This is a genomic window from Candidatus Ichthyocystis hellenicum (genome assembly GCF_001460935.1).
GTDB classification, from domain to species: domain Bacteria; phylum Pseudomonadota; class Gammaproteobacteria; order Burkholderiales; family 2013Ark19i; genus Ichthyocystis; species Ichthyocystis hellenicum.
This window is the reverse complement of record NZ_LN906597.1, coordinates 132,997-157,090: the sequence shown is the minus strand read 5'-3', so window position 1 is coordinate 157,090 and position 24,094 is coordinate 132,997. Positions and strand designations below refer to the sequence as shown.

16 protein-coding genes and 1 pseudogene are annotated in these 24,094 nt (G+C 40.4%); 11 read left to right on the top strand and 6 right to left on the bottom strand.

Features of this window, described 5'->3' with window-relative positions; all coding sequences use genetic code 11:
- Positions 1–101: 101 nt before the first annotated feature.
- The 5 genes and pseudogenes from Arg41_RS00680 to Arg41_RS00655 all read left to right on the top strand — a co-directional run bounded on the left by Arg41_RS00680 (position 102) and on the right by Arg41_RS00655 (position 8,634).
- On the top strand, positions 102–2,933 hold the full coding sequence (locus Arg41_RS00680; RefSeq protein WP_092342551.1) for a ribonucleoside-diphosphate reductase subunit alpha: 2,832 nt from the start codon (positions 102–104) through the stop codon (positions 2,931–2,933).
- A gap of 54 nt (positions 2,934–2,987) precedes the next feature.
- Positions 2,988–4,016, top strand: a pseudogene (locus Arg41_RS00675) (ribonucleotide-diphosphate reductase subunit beta); the annotation flags it as partial.
- A gap of 262 nt (positions 4,017–4,278) precedes the next feature.
- On the top strand, positions 4,279–5,421 hold the full coding sequence (locus Arg41_RS07800) for a hypothetical protein (protein ID WP_157722203.1): 1,143 nt from the start codon (positions 4,279–4,281) through the stop codon (positions 5,419–5,421).
- 146 nt (positions 5,422–5,567) lie between these two features.
- Positions 5,568–7,031, top strand: coding sequence for an NAD-dependent succinate-semialdehyde dehydrogenase (locus Arg41_RS00660; protein ID WP_092343125.1), 1,464 nt, complete (start codon positions 5,568–5,570; stop codon positions 7,029–7,031).
- A complete protein-coding gene (locus Arg41_RS00655; protein WP_139057363.1) occupies positions 7,015–8,634 on the top strand; it encodes an MFS transporter in 1,620 nt (539 codons plus the stop codon). The genes Arg41_RS00660 and Arg41_RS00655 overlap by 17 nt, the downstream gene beginning before the upstream one ends.
- Here the strand turns inward: Arg41_RS00655 and uvrA are convergent.
- Genes uvrA through Arg41_RS00640 form a run of 3 tightly spaced genes read right to left on the bottom strand, consistent with a single transcriptional unit; the run spans position 8,591 to position 13,070 of the window.
- Positions 8,591–11,422, bottom strand: coding sequence for an excinuclease ABC subunit UvrA (uvrA, locus tag Arg41_RS00650; protein WP_092343123.1), 2,832 nt, complete (start codon positions 11,420–11,422; stop codon positions 8,591–8,593). The two genes, Arg41_RS00655 and uvrA, sit on opposite strands and share 44 nt — an antisense overlap.
- Positions 11,423–11,434: 12 nt before the next feature.
- Positions 11,435–11,872, bottom strand: a complete 438-nt coding sequence (locus Arg41_RS00645; RefSeq protein ID WP_092343122.1) for a single-stranded DNA-binding protein — start codon at positions 11,870–11,872, stop codon at positions 11,435–11,437.
- Entirely contained in the window at positions 11,856–13,070 is a 1,215-nt protein-coding gene (locus Arg41_RS00640) for an MFS transporter (protein WP_092343131.1), read from the bottom strand. The genes Arg41_RS00645 and Arg41_RS00640 overlap by 17 nt, the downstream gene beginning before the upstream one ends.
- Positions 13,071–13,192: 122 nt before the next feature.
- On the opposite strand from Arg41_RS00640, the gene Arg41_RS00635 reads away from it, so the two are divergent.
- Complete coding sequence (locus Arg41_RS00635; protein WP_242641358.1) at positions 13,193–14,056, top strand: CorC family transporter; 864 nt, start codon at positions 13,193–13,195, stop codon at positions 14,054–14,056.
- Entirely contained in the window at positions 14,034–15,635 is a 1,602-nt protein-coding gene (gene lnt, locus Arg41_RS00630; protein ID WP_092486613.1) for an apolipoprotein N-acyltransferase, read from the top strand. Before Arg41_RS00635 ends, lnt begins: the two co-directional genes overlap by 23 nt.
- Here lnt and Arg41_RS00625 read toward each other — a convergent pair.
- Positions 15,542–15,970 (bottom strand): flagellar biosynthetic protein FliO, encoded by a 429-nt coding sequence (locus Arg41_RS00625; protein ID WP_092343120.1) that lies wholly within the window; start codon positions 15,968–15,970, stop codon positions 15,542–15,544. The two genes, lnt and Arg41_RS00625, sit on opposite strands and share 94 nt — an antisense overlap.
- Before the next feature lie 171 nt (positions 15,971–16,141).
- On the opposite strand from Arg41_RS00625, the gene pyrG reads away from it, so the two are divergent.
- The 4 genes from pyrG (at position 16,142) to Arg41_RS00605 (ending at position 22,203) form a co-directional block, all read left to right on the top strand.
- Positions 16,142–17,776 carry a CTP synthase gene (gene pyrG / locus Arg41_RS00620; protein ID WP_092343129.1) on the top strand — a complete coding sequence of 545 codons (1,635 nt, stop codon included), beginning with the start codon at positions 16,142–16,144 and terminating at the stop codon, positions 17,774–17,776.
- Positions 17,757–19,040: a phosphopyruvate hydratase gene (eno, locus tag Arg41_RS00615; RefSeq protein WP_092343119.1), complete on the top strand. Its 1,284-nt coding sequence runs from the start codon at positions 17,757–17,759 to the stop codon at positions 19,038–19,040. Before pyrG ends, eno begins: the two co-directional genes overlap by 20 nt.
- Positions 19,040–19,351 (top strand): septum formation initiator family protein, encoded by a 312-nt coding sequence (locus Arg41_RS00610; RefSeq protein WP_092343118.1) that lies wholly within the window; start codon positions 19,040–19,042, stop codon positions 19,349–19,351. The genes eno and Arg41_RS00610 overlap by 1 nt, the downstream gene beginning before the upstream one ends.
- Positions 19,352–19,695: 344 nt before the next feature.
- Positions 19,696–22,203 (top strand): hypothetical protein, encoded by a 2,508-nt coding sequence (locus Arg41_RS00605; protein WP_092343117.1) that lies wholly within the window; start codon positions 19,696–19,698, stop codon positions 22,201–22,203.
- A 54-nt stretch (positions 22,204–22,257) separates the two neighbouring features.
- On the opposite strand, the gene dacB is transcribed toward Arg41_RS00605, so the two are convergent.
- Both dacB and Arg41_RS07795 read right to left on the bottom strand, forming a co-directional pair.
- Positions 22,258–23,673, bottom strand: a complete 1,416-nt coding sequence (dacB, locus tag Arg41_RS00600) for a D-alanyl-D-alanine carboxypeptidase/D-alanyl-D-alanine endopeptidase (RefSeq protein ID WP_092343116.1) — start codon at positions 23,671–23,673, stop codon at positions 22,258–22,260.
- A gap of 64 nt (positions 23,674–23,737) precedes the next feature.
- Positions 23,738–23,884: a hypothetical protein gene (locus Arg41_RS07795; protein WP_157722202.1), complete on the bottom strand. Its 147-nt coding sequence runs from the start codon at positions 23,882–23,884 to the stop codon at positions 23,738–23,740.
- Positions 23,885–24,094: the final 210 nt, after the last annotated feature.

Genomic DNA, 24,094 nt, shown 5'->3' with positions numbered 1-24,094 from the left:
ACATATAGGAAGATACGTGAATAAATTTAAGAAATATATTTTGTTGTTACGATGTGCAGGTTGTTGAGTTGTTTATAGAAGTGTGGCAGGGAGAAATTAGTATGCAAGTTTCGGAGTTAGGGGTAACTCGAGTGGTTAGGGATGGTGTGGTTGGTGCAGGGATTGGTTTGTACACAGTTATTCGCAGGAATGGTTCTGTTGCCAAGTTTGATCTTCGTAAAATATCTGCGGCTATGATGAAGGCTTTTATTTCTGTTGAGGGAGTGCAAACTGCGACTTCTGAGAGAACTCGTGACCTTGTAGGTAAAATGACGGATCATGTTTATTCAGTTATTGTTTCGCGCTTGCCAGATGGGGGGGCAATAAATATTGAGTTGATTCAGGATCAAGTAGAGTTGGCTCTTATGAGAAATGAGCAATATGGTGTTGCTCGTGCTTATATTTTGTATCGTGAAAAACATAAACAAGAACGCAATCGTATTGAACATGGCAGTTCAGGTTTATCCGCAAAAGTTCTCCATATGACATGTAAGGATGGTAGTCGTGTTGAGATTGATAGGGATATTTTGGTTAATAAGGTGACTTTATTATCCAAAGGACTCTCATTTGTGGACCCAGAGCGAATTGTAGATGAAACTTATCGCAATTTTTATGATGGTATTACAGATGATGAAGTTTCGAAGTCTTTAGTTTTAGCTACTAGAGTTTTAATTGAGAAAGATCCTGATTACTCATTTTTAGCGGCACGGCTTTTGCTTTCCATGATTCGTCGCGAGGTTTTTGGTGAGGAAGTTTCCCATGAAAGTATGGCTGGGCTATATGTGGAATATTTTCCTAATTATATTAGCAATGCTATTTCGTTGGGCTTGCTTGATCCTCGTATGGATGAGTTTGATCACCAGGCTTTGGCTATAGCTATTGATGCTGATCGGGACATGTTATTCCAGTATCTAGGATTACAAATTTTATATGACCGCTACTTTATACATACTCGTGGCAGGCGTCTTGAGTTGCCGCAGATTTTTTTCATGCGGGTTGCCATGGGATTGTCGATAGTGGAAGAAAAGAGTCTGAGGACAAAGAAGGCGATAGAATTTTACAATATTCTTTCTACGTTTAGATTTATGAATTCTACTCCTACTCTTTTTAATTCTGGTACTTGTCTTCCTCAACTGTCATCATGTTTTTTATCCACTGTTCCTGATGATTTGGCTGCAATATATGATGCTGTTAAGGAAAATGCTTTATTGTCTAAGTTTTCTGGGGGATTAGGAAATGATTGGACCCCAGTTAGGGCGCTAGGCAGTTACATAAAGGGTACTAATGGTTACTCTCAGGGTGTAGTTCCTTTTCTTAAGGTGGCTAATGATACTGCGGTTGCTGTTAATCAAGGGGGGAAACGTAAGGGTGCTTTGTGTTCTTATCTTGAGTTGTGGCATTTGGATATAGAAGAATTTTTAGAGTTGCGTAAAAATACAGGAGATGAGCGTCGTCGTACTCATGACATGAATACAGCGGTTTGGATTCCGGATTTATTCATGAAACGGGTTTTATCCGATCAGCATTGGACGTTATTTTCTCCTTCGGATGTTTCGGATATTCATGATCTTTTTGGGTTAGAGTTTGAAGCTGCATATCTGGATTATGAGAAAAAATTTGATGAGGGGGTAATTACCCTAGGTCGTCGTATTTCTGCTTCTCAATTGTGGCGTAAGACCTTAACCATGCTATTTGAGACAGGACATCCTTGGATTACCTTCAAAGATCCTTGCAACATCAGGTCTCCTCAGTGTCATGTTGGGGTTGTTCATTCCTCTAACTTGTGTACAGAAATAACTCTAAATACGTCCGATAATGAGATTGCTGTTTGTAATTTAGGATCAGTTAATCTTGTTTCTCACATGGTTAATAGTCCTGATAGAGGTACTTATTGTCTTGATTTGCCTAAACTAAAGGAGACAATAAAAACAGCTATACGCATGCTGGATAACGTTTTGGATATAAATTATTACTCAGTTTCTAAAGCAGAGAAATCTAACAAACTACATAGACCAGTTGGAATAGGTTTGATGGGGTTTCAAGATGCTTTATATATGATGAGGATTTCTTATGCATCTCAGCAAGCAGTGGATTTTTCTGATTATGTTCAGGAACTCATTTCTTACTATGCTATCTCAGGATCAGTGGAGTTAGCAAAAGAGAGGGGTTCCTATAAAACCTTCAATGGTTCACTTTGGGATCAAGGGATATTGCCGATAGATTCATTAAAAATATTGAGTGATGTTCGTGGTCCAGAGTATTTTGAGTGTGATATTGGTCAGACTTTAGATTGGGATTATTTGCGGCAAGAAATAAAAAAGTATGGAATGAGAAATTCTAATTGCATGGCTATCGCTCCTACTGCAACTATTTCTAGTATCGTGGGCGTTTCGGCCTCAATTGAACCAACTTATCAGAATCTTTTTGTTAAATCTAACCTATCTGGAGAGTTTACTGTTGCCAATTCGTATTTGGTTAAGGATTTGAAGGAACTTGGGATGTGGGATGATGCCATGGTTTCTGACTTAAAGTATTTTGATGGCTCTATATCAAAAATTGGACGTATTCCTCAATATTTAAAAGATCTTTATGCAACTGCTTTTGAAATTGATCCTAAATGGCTAGTGGAGTGTGGAGCTCGCCGCATGAAGTGGATAGATCAATCTCAATCATTGAACATTTATGTAGCCTATGCCTCAGGAAAGAAATTAGACCAGATATATAAGTTGATTTGGAAGCGTGGTCTAAAAACTTCCTACTATCTTAGAACTTTGGGGGCAACTCACGCAGAGAAGTCAACAACGGAAATTGGTCAATTGAATGCTGTTCCTGTTCCAGGATCAACTATTATGGCTTGTTTTTTGGATGACCCGACATGTGAAGCGTGTCAGTAGAAAATAAAAGGAATGAATATTATGTCGACTATATTTAATGATGTTGTTGACACGGCTCAGACTAATCGTCGTGTGCGCGTTGCTGACAAAAGGATCATTAATGGCAAAACAGATGTTAATCAGTTGGTTCCTTTCAAGTACAAGTGGGCATGGAATAAGTATCAATCTGCCTGTGCCAATCATTGGATGCCTAATGAAATTAGTATGGCTCGTGATATTATGCTTTGGAAAAGCCCAGATGGCTTAACTGATGACGAGCGCCGGATAGTGGAACGCAACTTGGGATTTTTTGTGACAGCTGATTCATTGGCGGCAAATAATATAGTTTTGGGTACCTATAGGCATATAACTGCTCCGGAGTGCCGGCAATTTTTGTTACGGCAGGCTTTTGAGGAAGCCATTCATACTCATGCTTATCAGTATATTGTGGAATCTTTGGGGTTGGATGAGTCACAGATTTTTAATGCTTATCATGAAATACCTTCTATACGCGATAAGGATGAATTTTTGATTCCGTTTATCGATGTTTTAACTGATCCGCATTTTAAAACAGGATCTTTTGATAGTGATCAATCATTATTGAAGTCTCTTGTGGTTTTTGCGTGTATTATGGAAGGATTATTCTTTTATGTTGGTTTTGTTCAAATTTTAGCTCTGGGACGTCAGAACAAAATGACTGGGGCCGCTGAGCAGTATCAATACATTCTTCGCGATGAATCCATGCATTGTAATTTTGGCATTGATTTAATTAATCAAATAAAGATAGAAAATCCGGAACTTTGGACTCCGACCTTTCAAAATGAGCTCTATGAGTTGATGATTGAGGCAGTTGAGCTTGAGCATAGTTATGCGGTTGATACGATGCCTAGAGGCGTTTTGGGTTTGAATTCTGATATGTTTAGTTCGTATTTGCGCTTTATTGCTAATCGTAGATTGGCACAAATAGGACTAGAACCCTTATTCTCTGGTCAAGAAAATCCATTTCCTTGGATGAGTGAGATGATAGATTTGAAGAAGGAAAAAAATTTCTTTGAGACTCGTGTTACTGAATATCAGTCGGGAGGTACTCTCAGTTGGGATTAGAATTTCAAATTTTTTTTGCATAAGTGTCTCACTAACGATACGTTTATGGCATATTGGCGTTTAAAAAATTGACAAGAACCTGTTTTTCTAGTTAATTACACTGGTGTGATTGAGTGTTGCAACTAGAAAGCAGGTTTTTATATAAGAATCAATTTTGCGTTTTGGTAATGAGTTTGTGATTTGTTTCTTCTAGGTTGTTTTTGGAGGGGGCGATAAACGAATATCTAGTTTTGTAAGGGCCTTTTCTAGTCGTTGGGGATTTTTGGGTAAGCCCCCCTTGCCTTCTGTTTTGTTAATGGTGAAACTGTGGAGGTTGGTTATGGTGGGTTTGAAGGGGTCTTCGTCGAAGGCCAAGGTGAAGTTGGGGGCTGGTGGGAAGAAGTCTACCGCTAAAAAAGAGGCTAAAAAAATGAAATCTAAAGTCGTTAAGAAGGTTGTTGTTGGTTCTGAGTCGTCCGCTGCTGCAGAGAAGAGTCCTGCAACAAGGAAAGCTGTTTCTAGAAAATCTACTGCCAAAAAGGCAACGGCAGTTAAAAGTATAGTTAAGAAGCTTGCTTCTAAAAAGCGTGGTCCAGCTAAGAAAGTTGCGGCTGCTCCTAAGAGAGCAGTTTCTACTGCCGCTAAAGCAGCTACAAAGAAAGTTGTTGCTAAGTCTGCGGCTACTGCTAAGAAAACTGCTTCTAAAGTTGCTTCTAAGACTGCGGCTAAGTCTGCTTCTAAAACTGCGGCTAAGTCTGCTTCTAAAACTGCTTCTGCTGCCAAGAGGAAGGGGGCTTCTTCCGCTAAGCAGGTTGTTGCTAGGAAGTCTGCTGCGAAGAAGGTTGTTGCCAAGAAAACTACCGCTAAGAAAGCAGTTGCCAAAAAAGCAGTTGCTAAGAAAACAGCTAAGGGTTCTTCTCTCAAGCGCGTTGTTAAGAAGTTGGCTAATCGTAAGACTTCCACTAAGAAATCAGTTTCTAAGTCTGCTTCGGCTAAGAAACCTGCAGTTGGTAGACCAGGTGGTCGTGTTGGTGCTTCTGGTACTAAGAAAGCAACGACGAGGAAGACTGCTACTAGAGGTAAGGTAGCGGCCAAAGAAGTTGTAGCGAAGAAAGCTGCAACTAAGAAGGGTGCAGTTAAAGCAGCTAAGAAGGGTGCTAAGAGAGTTGCTCGTGTTGATTCTAAGAAGAAAGCTACTACTAGGAAATCGTCTGCCAGAGTTTCCGCTAGTGCTAAGAAGGCCTCTTCTAGGAAGCCAACAACGAGGAAATCTGTAGTTAAGAAAACTTCTGCGAAGAAAATTGTTTCTAAGCGTGCAGATAAGGGGGATTCGTCTCCAGCTTTGAATAGTAAAACTTCTGATTATGCTGTTTTGTCTCCTCAGAATTCATGGCCCTTTCCAACTACGGATCGTCCAGCTAGCTGATGTTTTTTGGTGATTTTTGCACAAAGAGGGGGCAGTTTACTGCCCCCTCTTGTTGTATACGGATGCATTACTGCATTGTTTACTTGCTTTAGATGTAGAGTCAATCTAATCTTTTCTCTACGCCAACCAGTTAGAAAGTTCCCTCTATGTCTTCCTTTTTGGATACTTTGTCTGATTCCTTACTTGTGAGAAATTCATTGTTTATAGATGGTAAGTGGATTGAGAGTAGTGATAAATTTTCTGTATATGATCCTTCAACAGGTATGGTAATTGCTGATGTTTCGTGTTCTACAGTCGACCAAGTGCATATGGCTGTTAATTCAGCTTCTGATGCTTTTGTTTCCTGGAGTAATGAGACTGCTGTTAGGCGCTCGCAGATAATGATGGACTGGTGTAGACTTATTCTTGAAAATACAGATGATTTAGCTCGTATTATTGTTTCTGAGGTCGGTAAAACTTTGAATGGTGCTATTGGAGAGGTTAAGTACGCTGCATCTTTTGTTCAGTGGTTTGCCGAGGAAGCAAAGAGAGTATATGGTGATTGGATTCCTTCGCCGCAAAAGGATCGTCGCTACTTAGTAATAAAACAACCATTGGGTGTATGTGCCGCTATTACTCCATTCAATTTTCCTGCAGCAATGATGACTCGTAAGGTTGCTCCAGCTTTGTGTACAGGATGTACTGTAGTAGTTAAACCAGCAGAGAAGGCTCCATTGTCAACTTTAGCTCTGGCTTATTTGGCGGATAAAGCTGGTTTTCCTAACGGAGTTATAAATGTTGTGATGGGAGATCCTAGTAAGATTGTAGATGTTCTTTGCTCTGATGACAGAGTTGCGCATTTGAGTTTTACCGGATCAACTGCAGTGGGAAAAATGTTAATGGAAAAAAGTGCGCCTACATTGAAGAAGGTTGCTCTGGAGTTAGGAGGAAATGCATCTTTTATTGTTCTATCCGATGCTGTACTGAAGAATTCCGTCGATAATTTGGTTGAAGCTAAGTTTAGATTTGCAGGGCAAACTTGTATTGCACCAAACCGAATTTACTTGCAGGATTCAATTTACGATTCTTTTCTGCGAATGCTAATGGAACGTCTTGAGGCCATGGTTGTTGCTCCAGGCTCAGATCCTGGATCTGAAATCTGCTCAATGATTGATGAAGTGGCGGTGCGTAAGATTGAAGAACTTATTGAAGATGCTTGTTCCAAGGGTGCTGTTGTTACGAAGGGTGGTAAGCGTTTGCCTCACATTGGGCCGTGCTTTTTTGAACCAACTATTATAGAGAATGCAGATACGTCAATGCGTATTGCTAACGAGGAAATTTTTGGTCCGGTTGTGGTTTTGTATCGTTTTCATGAAGAAGAAGAAGTCATTGAAAAATCTAATAGCACTAATTATGGTTTAGTTAATTACGTGTGCACTAATGACATCAGTCGTTTCATGATGTTTGCAGAGAAATTAGAATCTGGTATGGTTATTTTTAACTGCGGAATATATTCTAATCCCTATGCCCCTTTTGGCGGTATTAAATCATCCGGCTTGGGTCGTGAGGGATCAAAATACGGTACTGATAGCTATCTAAACGTTAAGTTGGTATGTGTGGGCGACTTGTGATCATGGAAAGAATAACGATATGACAGGAGAGATGAAGAAGGTTATTTTTGCATCGGCTGTTGGTTCTGTTTTTGAGTACTACGATTTTTGGGTTTACGTTATGATGGCTCCTGTCTTGGGGCCACTTTTTTTCCAAGGGGATAAGGTTGTACAGATTGTTATGGTGTTGTCTGTTATTACAGTTACGTCTGTTTCTCGTCCTATCGGAGGATTAATTTTTGGCTATGTTGGTGATCTTTGGGGGCGCAAACTAAGCTTTCTGATAACGTTAGTAATGATGGGTATCGCAACATTTAGCATAGGGCTTCTCCCCACTTACTCTACGGTTGGAGTTAAAGCTCCAATTTTGCTAGTAATACTGCGTGTTCTGCAGGGGCTTGCTTTAGGAGGAGAATTTATTGGTGCTTCAATTTATATTGCTGAGCATGTAAAGTTTGAACGAAGGGGATTTTTTTCTGCGATTGTTTTATCTACTTCAGGAATAGGTGTTTCCGTTACGGCTTTGGTTCTTTTTGTTACTCGTAGCCTGATTGATGATGAGGCTTTTAACTCTTGGGGCTGGAGATTGCCATTTTTGTTATCTTTTTTTGTTTTCTTGGGGTCATTGCTGGCACGCATAAAGATTAAGGAATCGCCAGTATTTGAGAAAATGGTTAGGGAATCTGCCCTATCTCCTTCGCCGATTAAGGAGAGCTTTTCCACTCCAAAAAACTTGAAGTTGATTTTTTTGGCCTTTATTTGCGTGATGATAGGTGAAAGTGGGATTACCCAAAGTGACTACATCATCTTTTTGTTTTTGGTTAATGTCTTGAAGGTAGATATGGGGATAGTAGATAAGATGCTGATTTGCATTTATTTACTACATGTTCCCATATTGATATATTCCGGATATTTATCTGATAGGTTTGGTAGAAGGGCTATTTTACTAGCGGCTTTTTTGCTGACTGTGTTGTTTTACAGACCAGGGTTTCAGTATCTTGTTCAGGTTAGTTATCCCGCGTATGGAAGGGCGATTGTTGAGAATCCGATAGTCATTCACTATCGACCCACAACTAACTGTGAATTTGGTGTTTGGGAGCATTTCTTATTATCTACAGGTAAGGTTGGATATAAGTCATTTAACACTTGCCAGGAAACTGTACGTTGGTTGGGTGATAATGTGATTAATTTTTCTCGTGATGAGTTGGCTGCTAGAGAATATATTTCTGTTGGCAATCGTTTAATTGAGTTGGAAAACCGCCCGAGCCTAGTACAGGCCTTGAAAGATGCCAAGTATATGCCAGATGGTCGCAGTGTGGGGATGAGTTTTTGGAAAATGGTGCTGATCTCATTTGTTATCATGATTCCCGTGTCTATGGTATTTGGGGTTTGCGTCGCGGCATTGTTGGATATGTTTCCTCCCAGAATACGCTATACATCGGTATCGTTTATTTATAACATGGGGCACGGCTTACTGGGGGGGTTAGTTCCTGTTATAATCATGTACAATGTTTTTCACTTTGGCTCTATTTACTCCGCGACCTATTACACCGTTTTTGTATCTCTTCTTGGTTTGTTGTTTAGTTTGTTTTTTTATCCGAAGCATTGCTGCCGTGATGACTAGTTTTATTCTGGGATAGTGCTTGTTTGAGATAATGTCCAGTAGCACTGTCTTTGTTTTCTGCTATTTGCTCGGGAGTTCCTGTAGCTATTATTTTCCCCCCGTCATTGCCACCTCCAGGTCCCATGTCGATAACCCAATCCGCTGCTTTGATGACGTTTATATTGTGTTCTATTACCACCACGGTGTTATCTTTGTCGCGTAGATGAAGTAGTATGTTCAGTAATTTATGGATATCGTGAAAGTGTAGTCCTGTTGTAGGTTCGTCTAGTAGGTAAAGCGTTTTTCCCGTTTGTGTGCGGGACATTTCTTGCGCTAGTTTTATTTTTTGTGCTTCTCCCCCAGATAGTGTCTGTGCTTGTTGTCCTAGGGGCATGTATCCAAGTCCTACATCTTTTAGTATGCTGATTTTCTTTTGAATTGAGGGGTGAGATTCAAAGAATGTGGCAGTTTCATCGACCGTCATGTTTAAAATATCAGTGATATTCTTTTCTTTGTAGAAAATTTCTAAAGTTTCCCTGCTAAACCTTTTTCCATTGCAAACATTGCAAGGAATAAACATGTTTGGCAAAAATAGCATTTCAACCTTTATTTGCCCTTCCCCCGTGCAGTGTTCACAGCGTCCACCTTTATTGTTAGAAGAAAATCTTCCTGGAGTGTAGGCTCGTTGACGCGCTAACGATGTAGATGCTAGTAGTTCCCTTATGATCGGTAGTATGCCCATGTAAGATGCTAAATTTGATCTAGATGAACGACCAATCGAATGTTGATCTATAACTATTGTTTTATCGAAGAAAGCGGCACCAATTATTGAGTCGTACGGCGACGGAGTATTAGTTTTTAGCTTGAGATATTGTGCTACTGCAGGGTATAACGTGTCATTGATCAGAGTTGATTTACCTGACCCTGAAATACCAGTTACACATACTAGCAATCCCACTGGTATGTGAACATTGACCTTTTTAAGGTTATTGCCAGAGGCACCTTTCAGGATAACCTTCCTGTTTGTACGAGGACGCTTTCTTATCTCAGGTTGGGGCATTGTTATAGACCGAGATAGATACTTACCTGTAAGGGATGGCGATGATAGTATGTCTTCGATGGATCCTTCCGCAACTATTTTCCCTCCATCACTTCCTGCTAATGGACCCATGTCTATTATGTGGTCAGCTGAACGTATTGCGTCCTCATCGTGTTCAACTACAACTACTGAGTTACCTATGTCCCTAAGTCTGGTTAGTGTTTTGAGTAAAAGTTCATTGTCTTTTTGGTGTAGTCCTATAGATGGCTCATCTAGCACATATAAAACTCCAGTTAATCCTGAACCAATTTGTGAAGCTAAGCGTATTCTTTGAGCTTCTCCTCCTGATAATGAATCAGTTGGTCGTTCCAATGTCAAATAACCAACCCCAACGTCAATTAAAAATTGAAGTCGTTTTTGTATTTCAGCTATTATTTTGTTGGCCACTTCTTTGCGGTATCCAGTAATAGATAAATTTGAAAGCCATGTTTTGTTTTCAAGCAATGACATTTTCATGACTTTATTGATAGGGAAATTATTAATTTTTATCGTTTTGGCTTGGTTATTGATCTTGTCTCCTTGACAGCTACGGCAAGAAATGGTTACTCGGTATTTTTGTAGTTCCTCTTTTTCTCGATGAGAGGCATTTTGTGCTTGGCAGTATCTATTTGTTAGAAAATTTAAAAAGCCCTGATATCCAGGATAATTGTCATTTCCATCAAGTAAGGTATGCCGCACTGATTCTTGCAGATTTTGGAAGCTTTGATCTGTTGGTATTTGATAGTGGTTGATAACTTCAATCATTTTTCCAAGTTGTTCCGGATAAGACTTGCTGATCAAAGGTATAGCCCCATTTTTAATTGAAAGTTGGGGATATGTGACAATTTTTTCTATTGACCAGTCACTTTGATGACCGAGACCACGACATCCAGGACAGGCCCCATGTGGGCTGTTGAAAGAGAAAAGAGCTGGAGCTGGAGGCGGAATGGAGTAATCACAAAGTGGGCAATGGTATTGAGTTGAGTAATTTTGGTAAAGGTTTAACTCTGGATAAAAACAGCTGATTTTATTTGACCCGATTCTAATTGCTGTTTCTATCGAATCAGTTAAGCGTTCTTGGCAATTGTTGCGAACTATTATTCGGTCAACTACTACAAATAGGGAAGATTTAATCTTGGTTAATTTGCTAATTTCTTCCTCATAATATATGACATTATCGGCAATAAATCTAATAAATCCTTGTTGGATTAGCTTTTGCAGTGCTTCTTGTATATGTATACCCGGTAGTATTTTGCATGGTGCTAGAACAAACAATTTTTCTTCAGTATGTGTGCAAATTATATCATCCACAATTTGTGTTAAGGAGTATGAACTTAAATCCATGCCGTGGGTTGGACACTGGGGAATTCCAACTCGGGCATAAAGTAATCTCAGGTAATCATAGATTTCTGTAATGGTGCCAACTGTTGATCTTGGGCTTCCGCTGTATGTGCGTTGCTCAATCGCTACTGCCGGTAACAAACCAGATATGCTTATTACATCTGGTTTGTCCATGACTCCAAGGAACTGTCTAGCATAGGTAGACAATGACTCAACATAGCGACGGTGACCCTCTGCAAACAAAGTGTCAAATGCCAGCGAAGACTTTCCAGACCCAGATGGTCCCGTAATTACGACGAGCTTATTTTTTGGAATAACTACGTCAATATTCTGTAAATTATGTGTTTTAGCGCCTCGTATAATTATATTGTCATGCGGGGATTTTACCATGGGGGCTCGTCATTAGAACGGAATGTCGTCATCAATACCGGCAAACTGGGTTGTGCTACTGGCACTAGCAGCCATCATAGTTGCATCAGTTGAGGAATTATCACTTTGATCCTGAGATTTGCTGCTTAGCATATTCATTTCTGACGCTATGATCTCAGTTGTGTAACGATCCTGACCGCTCTGATCTTGCCACTTGCGGGTTTGCAGTCTGCCTTCTATGTAAACCATTTTGCCTTTTTTTAGGTATTCGCCAGCAATTTCTGCTAGACGGCCAAAGAATATTACCCTGTGCCATTCAGTTTGTTCTTTCTTTTCTCCAGTAGTTTTATCCTTCCATGATGAACTAGTAGCAAGGCGTATATTAGCAACAGGGTCACCATTACTTGTAAACCTAACTTCAGGATCTGCTGCTAAGTGTCCAATTAACATTACCTTATTCATTGAAGCCACGGTTTTTCTCCTCTGTTTGTTTGGAATAAGTATTCCATTGTAACCAAATTACCCAGGAGAAAACGAGACATACAAGAGCATTGATAAAAAATATTGTTTTCCTATTAGGTAAGTAGCGAATAATTATCCCTGATAGTAGGCCTCCCATGAAAATTCCCATGAATTGCGCTGTACTGCTAATACCCATTGCCGTTCCGCGTATTTTCTTAGGAGCTAGGCGAGCCATAGTTGCTGGGAGGTATGCCTCCAGCAAGTTAAATCCAGAGAAGAAAACAGTCATTGCTATTATGAATAACAATTTTTTATGTACAGCAAAAAATAATGTAGATTGACCGATGAACATAAGGGTAAATCCACTAACTATTGTCAAGCGCTTACTCTTAGCTTTTTCAGCTAGCAGTACTAGTGCAACCATAACAACGAATGATGAAATCATAACCGAACCATATACTTTTCCCTGCTGTCCAAGGGAGTAACCCAATCCTGACAGAGTTGTTGGAAATACCATCCAGCATGCTGATAAAACGGCGTGTAATGTCATAAATGAGAAAGTAATGAGCCACAGACATGGTGTTTTATGAAATATTGCGACGGAAAGCTTAAAACTAGGTTTTTGAGAAATGTCTTTTATTGGTGGTTCAGGGGGTAGAAATAAGGTGGTTACTATTAGAGATAGAAATGATAGAAAAATTATTATCAAGAATATGTTCTTAATTCCAGTGTGACGAGCAATAAGCGGTGAAGCACTGAATGAGGATATGAATGTTATTCCTATTATTACGCCAATTAATGCTGATGCTTTTGTTAGATTTTTGGGTTGAGTATAGTCTGCCATCAAAGCAGATAGAACTGACGAATAAGCGCACAATCCTTGCAATAGGCGAGCTAGGGCTAATTCACCTATTGATTTTGCAATGAAACACCCATACGTGGCTACTGAGAATATTGACAAGCAGGAAATAATGATTATTTTTCTGCCGACTCTATCTGATAGCCACCCCAGTGGAAGCTGCATGACAGCTTGACCAAACCCAAATATTCCTAGAGCTAATCCTATTAGTAAGGCATTGCTTTCCCCAGATAGAGATCTAGAGTAAGGCTCGAAAAGGGGTAATATGAGGAAATTACCTGATAATCTGAAAACATAGAGAAGCGATATGAAAAATAGGGACTTTTTCTCTAATGCGGAAAAACTCATGATTGTGCCTCTTGGTAGGTACTGGAAAATTTAGTATTGCTAGTGTACGTATATATCGGTCTTTCCTGAAGATTAAAAATTTTGTGCTATCATTGCCTTTCGACTCGATACATTAGGGACATATGACTGAAGGCGATGATTCATCACGACTAGGCGGATGGCGGCCTAGGTTGCTGTGGTTTTTTGTGGCTTGTCTTGCTAGATCCTTTCAGACAAAGACTGCACGGTACTTTATGGTGCGGGTGGTCAGATTCTTCTCAAATAATAACATTATCGGCTCTGATGATGCCCTATTTGTTGAGCGGGCGCTACATGTTTCGGATATGACTGTTACAGATATACTCGTTCCGCGTACACAGATGCAGGTTATCGATATATCTTGGACCAATCAGCAGATTTTGTCTGTTATTCTCGATACCGGACATTCCCGTTTTCCTGTTGTAGATGGCAAAAAAGATACAGTTGTGGGTATTTTTTTGGCAAAAGATTTTATTCGTAGTCTTTCAGAAGATGGTTTTGATCTGCACGACAATGTTCGTCCAGTAGTTTTTGTTCCGGAATCTAAGCCACTTAATTTGTTGCTGCGGGATTTCAGAATGAAGCGGTATCATATGGCGATTGTGGTAGATGAATATGGTGGTGTTAGTGGTTTGGTTACCATCGAGGATGTTCTCGAGATGATAGTTGGTGATATTGAGGATGAGTTCGATTTCGATGAGCCAGGTGATGATATAGTGTGTGACGATGATGGTAGTTGGCGTGTTAAGGCATCCGTTGAGATTGCGGCACTTAATGAAGCTATAGGATCGGATTTTTTGGATGATTCTTTTGATACTGTTGGCGGATTAATATTGCATCATGCGGGTAAGGTACTACAACGAGGAGAGTTAATTTTTGTTGATGGTTGGAAATTCTCTGTTATTCAGGCTGATGCGAGGCGTTTGCATTCTCTGAGGATTGAGCGTGTTCCTTCAAGTTCTTCGTGATTATAAGGAGTCATTTCTATTTAGATGTATTCTGGCGTGCTTATCTGGTGGCATGTATGTTTTGAGTTTTTATCCTCTTTGCTTTTGGTGGTTGACTCCCATATGCATAGTTGTGCTCTACTCTTCCTTTGTAACTGCCTCATCTTTAAAGTTATCAGTTCTGGTATTTTTTACCTTCTGCATTTCGGTTATGTTGTCCGCTTCCTTGTGGATAGTGGATGCTATGCACAGCTTTACAGGTGTGCCGTCGGTGTGGCTGATGATTTCGGTTTGCCTGTTTTTTAGTTTTGTAATTATCTTGTTTTTGCCAGGGTTCGTATTAAGTTTTACCTTAGATCATTCGCCTCTGGCTTTTGCCGCTTCTTTTGCTGTAAGTGAGTACTTGCGCTCACACTATGCTGTTGGTGGCACATGGTTTTCTTTCGGGTATTCTCAGACTCCACCTAGCCCACTTAGCGTATGGGCGCCAATTTTAGGCATGAATGGTATCAATTTTATAATGATATTCTTTTGTGCTAGTTTTTATCGTGTTGTTTTTCGACGGGAGGCTATTTTTCCAAGATCAATTTTGTTTTTTATATTCATTTTGTTGTCTATGTTTCTTAGGGGAGTTAGCTGGACCCACAAAATTGCCGGATCTTCTCACAAGGTTTTGCTAGTTCAACCCAATTTGCCGGTGTCTTCCATAAGTGATGATATTCCACTTACCATTTTTAAAGTTATTCTTAGATATCAGTTGTTGATGAATAATTTCTCTAGTGCTGATTGGGTTGTTTTTCCAGAGGCAGGTATTCCTTTTACTGTTGATGAACCATCAGATGTTTTTTGGTCAAAATTGGTGAAACGATTGTTTCGTAATTTTAATCGTGCTCCATACTTGATTTCAGGAGTACATCAGAGGGTTGATGGACTCTACTATAATTCTATGGTTCTTGTTAATCCCAGTGGTTGTGTGGATAGAGTATATCGTAAGTTTTTTTTGCTGCCTTTAGGAGAGTACCAATGGCCATGGTTGAGGTTATTTTTAAATCCTTGGGTATCAAAAATAAGAAGCTACTCTTCCGGTGATGATCACCAGCCTCCTATGTTTTTGGATAAAGAGGCCATAGCCGGTAATATTTGCTATGAGAATGCATTCTCTGATTATGTTCGCGATCGAGGGGAGGCTGCTACTATTTTGCTGACTATGAGCAATGATGCTTGGTTCGGTCGCTCCGCTGCACCACATATGCACTTCCAGGTTGGGCAAATGCGATCTTTGGAAAACGGTCGTCCCACTTTGTTTATCAGTAATTCCGGTCCAACTGGGTACATCGGTGTTGATGGTAATGCAAAGTCACTGCCATTATTTCAAGCCGCTGTTCTAGAGACGGTCGTGTCAGGATATAGTGGAAAGACTCCTTTTCAGAGGTTCCATGGGGACACAGGTGTGCTAATCGCATCACTGGTTTGCCTTTCAGTTCTTTCTATTAAAAAACTGAGGCGTCAACCCTTACCCTTTATCAACTCTCGAAATTTATCGGACAGTTCTTTTTCAGCAGTGACTTCCGAATTCTGCGATCGAGAAGATGACGAATGATGAATTACACTAATGTTTCCTTGGCAAACCGCCAAGTAGAAACGCTCGCTTTCAATATCAACCGCTATGACCCGTTCACGCGACCCTAGGGAAACACCACCGATGACGCGAATGGGAAGCCTGGGATTTGCACGCAGGGGCTGCCACTTCATCAGAAATAGTCGGAACAGCATAATCAAAACTATAATGACGATAAACGATAAGGCCAAATGACCAACTAATGACCAATCAGGGTCAACATCTATTGACGGCGCCTGTTCTTCTGCCCATGCTGGCCAAATCGCAACAACAAAAGCCGCGATAGTAAACATGAGCTTGAAAAAGTAACTAATCATGGTGTTTGCTTTCTTTTCTAACGGTATAATACTACTTTATTACTTTGTTTTGTAGCAATCGTAGGTACTGGCGTTGTGATGATTTCGTGGCTTGAGAAGACGTCGGATAATACTAATCAAGGCTTTTTTGTTGGTCCACGCCAACAGGGCCGCGCTCTTTCCCAACTTCTTATGGCTAAGTATATTTTTGTTACTGGTGGCGTTGTATCTTCTTTAGGAAAAGGGATTACAGCTGCTTCTTTAGGTTCACTTTTGCGTTCGCGTGGATTGTCCGTTACCAACATAAAGATGGATCCTTACATTAATGTTGATCCTGGAACTATGAATCCATTCCAGCATGGCGAAGTATTTGTTACTGCTGATGGTGCAGAAACAGATCTGGATTTAGGGCATTACGAGAGGTTTACTGGCGTAAAAATGTCCCGTGTAAATAATTTTACAACTGGTCAAATTTATGAGTCTGTTATCTTTAAGGAACGCTCTGGTCAGTATTTGGGTGAAACGGTTCAAGTTATTCCTCATATTACAGATGAAATAAAGTATTTTATTAATCTAGCTGCTAGGGACTACGATTTAGCGGTTGTTGAAGTCGGTGGTACTGTAGGTGATATTGAGTCGCTGCCATTTTTAGAGGCAATCCGGCAAATGAGCTTGGAAGTTGACTCCCATGATGTTTTTTTCGTTCACTTGACTTTGGTCCCATCACTGTCTATTGGAGAGTTAAAAACAAAACCTACTCAGCACTCTGTGCGCCATTTGAGAGAGATAGGGATACAGCCACATGCCTTGGTTACTCGGTCCTCTAAGCTTGTTTCAGACGAACATCGCAAAAAGATGGCGCTGTTCTGTAATTTACCCCAGAATGCCGTTATTTCCGCGTATGACGTGGAGTCGATTTACCGTGTTCCTCTGGTTCTACATGAACAAGGATTGGATGAGCTTATTTGTAAACGGATGCGGCTTTGTGATTCGTCTCCGAATCTGTCATCATGGCATGACATTTTGAACCGAATGAATGATGTTAAGCAGGATATAAATCTTGTTTTGGTAGGAAAGTACATCGATTACCATGAGTCTTATACGTCTCTGCGCGAAGCTTTGATTCATGCGGGTATTCACACTGGATGTAATATATCCATTTCGTATGTTGATTCTGAGGAACTGGAGGATTGTAGTAGTGATTTTTTCTCTGCCGCTGATGCCATCTTAGTTCCCGGTGGATTTGGGTCTCGTGGAATTGAGGGTAAGATATTGGCAATTAAGCATGCGCGAGAAAGTGGGATCCCATTTTTGGGAATTTGCTTGGGTATGCAGTTGGCGGTTATTGAGTATGCCCGCAATGTTTGTAATTTGAAGGGTGCACATAGCGTAGAATTTTTTGCTACTACTCCTTATCCAATGACGACCTTGATGAAGGGAGACAAGTGTTCAGGAATAGGCGGTACGATGCGGTTGGGAGAGCAGATGATTGTTCTGACTCAATGTTCTCTAGTTGCTAATGCCTATGATTCTAAGGATGTTTTTGAGCGTTATCGCCATAGATATAGGGTTAGCGGTACCTACATTCCTGTACTAGAGAAAGCTGGTTTGGTTGTTAGTGGCCGCTCTCCTGATGGGGTTTGTGAAGTAGTTGAGATACCAGATCATCCCTGGTTTTTGGCTTGTCAGTTTCATCCGGAGTTTACTTCTTCACCGTTTTCTAGTCATCCCTTGTTTATCAGTTTTATCAGAGCAGCACAGATTTTTTCATGTACTAGAGAGGGAAGGGTAATGGAGGAAGAGCGTTATGCCCCACAAGATTGCTGATGTTAGAGCACGCCAGATATTGGATTCTAGAGGCAATCCTACTGTTGAGGCTGATGTAGTTTTGGATTCTGGCATTGTTGGTCGTGCTAGTGTTCCTTCAGGCGCTTCAACTGGAATATTTGAGGCTTGCGAGTGGCGCGATGGGGATATGAACTACTATCAGGGAAAGAGTGTTCAAGGTGCTGTTGAGCATATACGAGGTGAAATTCGCGATGCTTTGTTGGGTATGGATCCCAGCTGTCAGGTTCATATTGATCGGTTGCTGGTAGATCTTGATCATTCTAAGGGCAAAGCTAGATTGGGTGCTAATGCTTTGTTGGCTATTTCTTTGGCTGTGTCCAGAGCAGCAGCTGCTGCAAGTAATTTGCCGTTGACCAGGTATATAGGAGGTTGTGGACTTATGCAGTTGCCAGTGCCCTTGATGAATATAATCAATGGCGGTGTGCATGCTGATAATGGATTGCCATTCCAAGAAATGATGATTGTTCCTGTCTGTGGTGATTACTTTCGTGATGCTTTGCACTGCGGTGTTTTGATTTTTCAATCACTAAAAACTAAGCTTAGAGAAATCGGTCTTTCATTTATGGTTGGTGACGAGGGAGGGTTTGCTCCTCACTTGAGTAGTATTGAGCAGGGACTGAGTTTATTGATGGATGCTATGCATCTAGCTGGTTTTGAGCCAGGGAGAGATGTGTGGATTGCTTTGGACTGTGCTAGTAGCCAGTTCTTCAGTGATTGTCGGTATAAAATTTCTGGTGATGAGCTTAGCTCAAGCGATTTTTCTTCATACTTAGTTGATCTTTGTGGTAAATTTCCTATTGTTTCCATTGAAGATGGGATGGCTGAAAGCGACTGGGAGGGTTGGCAATTGTTGACCCAGCGCTTGGGTGATACAGTGCAGCTCGTGGGTGATGATCTTTTTGTTACACAGGCTTCTTTCCTGCGTAGGGGTATTGATACTCACTCTGCTAATGCTATTTTGCTGAAGCTTAATCAGGTTGGGACTTTAACTGAGACGTTTGAGACCTTTTTTTTAGCTCGTCGTTCCGGTTATGGTACGGTTGTTTCTCATCGTTCTGGAGAGACTAGTGATAGTTTTATTGCCGATCTTTCTGTTGCTTGGAGTGCTGGACAAATTAAGGCAGGTGCTCCCTGTAGGGCAGATAGGACTTCTAAGTACAATCAGCTGATACGTATAGAAGAAGATCTTGGTGAAAGTTGTTATTTTTCAGGAAAAACTGCATTCTCGTGGCTTAAAAATTGATGACTATAAGGTGCAATCTAATTACAATTATTTTGCTTGTTTTAATCGCCGTTGCTCAGTACTCTCTGTGGTTTGGTAAGGAAGGGCTTTTAAAGTCTTGGTCTCGCCAAGAGGAGCTCAGCACCTGGATTTCCTATAACGAGACCTTGTTGAGACGAAACAGGAGGCTAGAGGCCGAAGTTCAAAATTTGATGCGTGGTCGACAGGATGTATTGATTGAGCGAGCTCGTTACCGATTGGGTTTAGTGCGTCCAGGTGAATTATTTTACTACGTATATGATGATAAAAATGGGCGTAAATTACAATCATGATGGTTGTGATTTTTGAAAAATGAGTTCTTTATTGGGATATCGATGATACGGATTTAATTCCATTTGTTGTACCATGGGGAGTTTGCCTAGGTTGCAGCTTTGTGTTGTCTGTTGCATTTAGGTATTACAGGCATTTCATGGTCGGTTACCAATTATCTGAAAATGGTAAATCGTGTTGGTCTGTGGCTCGGGACGGTTTTACAATTATAACTTATAATTTTTTACTCTAAGCTCTTGTAATTGCTTTTATGTGCAAGGGGCCTATGTATTTTTTTTACTGATATGTTGTATTATTGCCGTATGTGCGCATGTTTTTGCGTCATTGTACAGGGGGGAATAGTCAAATGCTTGATTTTATTAAAACTTTGTCCTTGTTTCTGGTGTCGTTTGTGGTGGGCATTTCGTCTGCTACGGCTTCATCGTGTAAAAATGTGTTTTTTACACACTATATGAACAAGGATTATGTTATCAGCGTTGATGACCGAGAATTTATGCGAACCTTTCTAAGTGCCGATTACAACATTGGCGGAAGGGGGCAAAAGTGGTCCCTGTTTAACGCGTACAGCTCTATCATACCTGATAGTAGTAAGGCGATGTTCTATGTTTCCCTGGCTGACAATGAGCGTAAGATTTGGGGTATAGAGTTTTTTGGATCATTTTGGTTTCAGGCTGAATTGGTGCCTTTGGATTATTCTCCGTGGTCTATTGTGGAGGCTGTTCCTGTTGAGGGTTTGCCAGATGTAATTACTTTACGTTCTCCCGTGGCCGAGGAGAAGGTACAAACTAGTGTTTGCCTGTCTCCAATTACTGAGTACTTTCATAGAGCCCCAGGCACCGATATTCTTCGTTTCCAATCGTGTTCGGTTCACCCCAAGGAATGGAATTATTGGGTTCCTAAAGATACTGAAACTGGTGAAAATTGCACCGAAGCGGTGTTGTCAAAATCTAATTATCACTCTCCTGTTACGGTTGATCCTCAATCTTTATGTAGTAGTGTTTTCTTGAAACCTGTTTTGTCGGAAGAATTTTTTATCTCTGCGGAAAATAATAGCTCTAATCGTGGTGGTGTGTTTTTAGACAATAAGAATGTTTTCAGCTTTAAACAAGTATGGATACCTAGAGTTGATTTTTTGCCATCTTCGAAATATTTGTTTATTAACCTTGTTTGGGGGGAAGATAAGGATTATGCTATTACCGTAGTGAAAGGAACCAAGCTCGTTCCTGCTCACCTAGTAATTAGCAAGTTCGATGGAAGCGATTCTCAGGCTTGGTTTATTTCCTCATCTCGTTCTAGTCCCGGTGCATTTGCTATATTAGATGCCTCGAATATGTATCAAGCCTTGACTGTCAATAGAGATTTTAAGGTTGGCTCAGTGGTGGAGCTTGATGCGTTCTCGGATGATCCTTCTCAGCTGTGGAGAGCAATCAGTACCCAAACTGGTACCGATTGTTCGTCTGTGTTTGTAAACTCTTTTTCTGGGGCTTCTGTAGGAAACATTATTTCTGCCAAGACCAATCGTGCAGCAGTTCCTGTTGTTCATCATAAAGATAAAAAAGTTGATATTGATTGGCAACCAGGATCTGGAGGCTCTGATGTTTACTACACCATACTCCATAGTGATCTTGTTAGCTCTCCTTCTGGTTTCACTAAAAAGCTACATTATGCTATTGACCCAACAGAGTGTTTTGTCCCAATTTTTTCATCTACCACTACTCCGCATTTATCTCTGGTAGATTGTATGAAAAATTCTTCGTCAGCTTCGGTGTGGCGTTTTGGTAGCCTTGGTAGTTCTGAAGATCATACCTCGCAGTTTTGTATAGATGATCAAGCTATGGGTAAGGTTTGGTGTTTGGCTGATTTGGCTGGGTCTTTTGCGAATCCAGTAGATGAATCAGGACTTAAAAACCCAGATACTATGATGTACTTTAGTGAACGTGTTATTGGAATTCCGACGGTGTTTGCTTCAGGTAATGGACTTTGCTTGGGTGTAGATGAAAATTCTAGTTCTAAGCTCCTTATCTCAATGTCCTGTCGAGAAAATCGTAAAGGGGTCTCTATTGGTAATCTCAGCATAGTGCCTTCTAGTACTAATACTGAAGACCCTCGGAAAAAGTATCTTATAACTTTTAAGGGTTCAGATAAGTCTGTTATGTGCTACGCTGATCGGGGTGATGTTTTATCTTTTGTCAAGTGCGATAAAAATGATCCTAGTTTGCAGTGGATATTTTTACCTCACGGGCGCATCAAAAATATTAAGAGTGAGCTATGTTTGAGTGCCGGTAACACTAATAATGTGCCTGTGTATGCCGTATCTTGTGATTCTTCTCGTGCTCCCCGAGTCGTATTTTTTACCTTGCCGCATTCAGGAATAAGTGCTCCTAATGTGTACATGCAGTTGCATCACTGGGATTTAGTCAATTGGACCGATTATGGTTTGTGTGTGACTGTTACTGGTGAGATGCAGCCCAATTCTCAAGAACCTTGTGCTGATCCTCTTACGGATAAAGGAAAGCACCAGCTTTGGTGGCGCGAGTTTTCTCGTACTGGGTTTGCTCAAGGTGATCTTATTAGTGCTGTAGATGATAAGTTAGTGTTGTCGATGACTGCAGGCTATGTGCTTTCTCATCAGACTGTTTCTACATGGGGTGGGTGGTCTGTGCAGAAATTTTTGATGTACGATACCTATCAGACTGCAGCTACTGATTCCATTGGTATTGTGTACTGCTATTCAGATGGTGATCCTGGTCATCCTAGTTCCTCTAGCATAGTTGCTGATGCTTGTAAGGAAGATTGGGGTGTAGGTATAAACAACCAGACTTGGCTTTTTACTCCGGTCGTTTTGTCTACGTGACGATTTTTAGATTACAAGTGTAAGGCTTGTCCATTTTTTGGGCGAGCTTTACACTTATCCTTTGGTGGAATTTTTCACTAGCGACATGTATATTTTCTCTGTTTTTTTGTCAAGCCACGCCAGATCGTCATCGTTGCATTTGTATTTACAGTTTATTATTGCCGCGAAGCTGTACCAGTGGTTGTTTGGTGTTTTCCAGTATCCCGCTAGCGCTCGCACATTGTTTAGTGTTCCAGTTTTCATGAAGGCGTGGTCTTTTAGCTTGCTGTTGTTGAAGCGATAGGATAAGGTTCCGTCTTTTCCAGCGATAGGCAGGGAATTAAGAAGAACAGGAAAGTATTTTTGATGAAAGGCGTGTCGCAGCAGTTCTGATAAGAAATACACCGTTACGCGGGTATCTTTAGAGATACCACATCCATCTTTAATTGCAATGTGTTTTGTACTTATTTTTTTTTCTTTTAGCCAAGCTAGTAATTTTTTGTGGGCTGCTTCGAAAGTTGCTTTTTTTTCATTAGATGCATATCCCAGCGATAAGAATGTCAGAGATGACATTAGGTTGTTGCTAAATTTATTCATGCCAATCAAAGTTGTTGATAATGGATGAGATTGGTGTGTGGCTATTAAAATGGCATTTTTCTTAGGCACATCATCAAAAACACTCCTGATAAGATAATTTCCAGTAATTTCACGCCAACGTTTTCGAAACAAATTTTCTATGTATTGTCGGTGAGTCATGAACGAAAGATAAATTTCATGATGAGAGCATTTCACCGAGTCAGTACCACGTACAATAATTTTTCCCTTGGATTTATATTTTTCCGGTAGGTAGTATGCGTCTATAGACGCTTGAGAGCACGGTATTGATGATAATTTTATGCGACTGTCTATTGATACACTGTCAGGTAAGTAATTATTAGCAGTAACTAATACCATGTTTCCATGGTGTAATATGTCCACTTCGGTTGTTTTGTAATTGACCACAAATGGAAATGGACCAATGTTGTAAGGGGCAAATATATTTTTATCGCCGAGTGTGTTTAGAAATTTGTGGTCAAAAAGATGCAAGTCAATTGCTAACGTATCTATCTTTCTTATGTTACTTTCATAGATAGAATTTAGCATGAGGTCAAAGTCTTCATCCAGAAACATGGGATCGCCGGATCCTACAATCCAAAGTTTGGATACTTTTCCATCCTTATTTGGTTTGCTGTCAGAGTAAATTTTAGTGGTCCAGCGGTATCCCGGTCCTAGCGTGTCAAGAGCCGCGATTGCAGTTACAAGCTTCATGGTTGATGCTGGTAGCATAGGAGCGTGTTCGTCCTTTTTTTTAATCCAGCGATCATTATCGAGGTCGTATATAGCGAAAGAAAAACTACGGCCGCTACCTTCAGCGGCTCTAGCAGTAAAGCAAGGCCAAAAATATAAAAAGAAAAGCAGTGCCAAACAAATAGCCAACCATCTTTGGCTCACATCAAAAACTCCTAAAAATCACACTGCTAAGCTGATTTATTAACGGGGAAAGAACACACAAAGTTTACTCTAATGTATAGTTATCGCTGGAAATCTCTAGGCGCAATAAACAAAGACGAGTTACATAATATACTCCCACAACTATACTACGACTTATGCTGCTACTGTCTCTATCGTACCAAATAAAGTATATGGGTCTTCGAATGTTCATCTTTACACTCTCCCACTAGATTATTGTCTGTGAGAGAGATTATGGCAACCTAATTGACTTGGGTAAATACAGTTATTCCCGAGATCTATGGGAAATACTTATATAAGATGGTATTAATTTTTTCTTTTCATTTTACTATTGGCCGTGTTTTTGTCGATACAAAGGGTTAGTCCGATGTATGGTAATTGTTGCTGTAAAGGTTTTTACCTT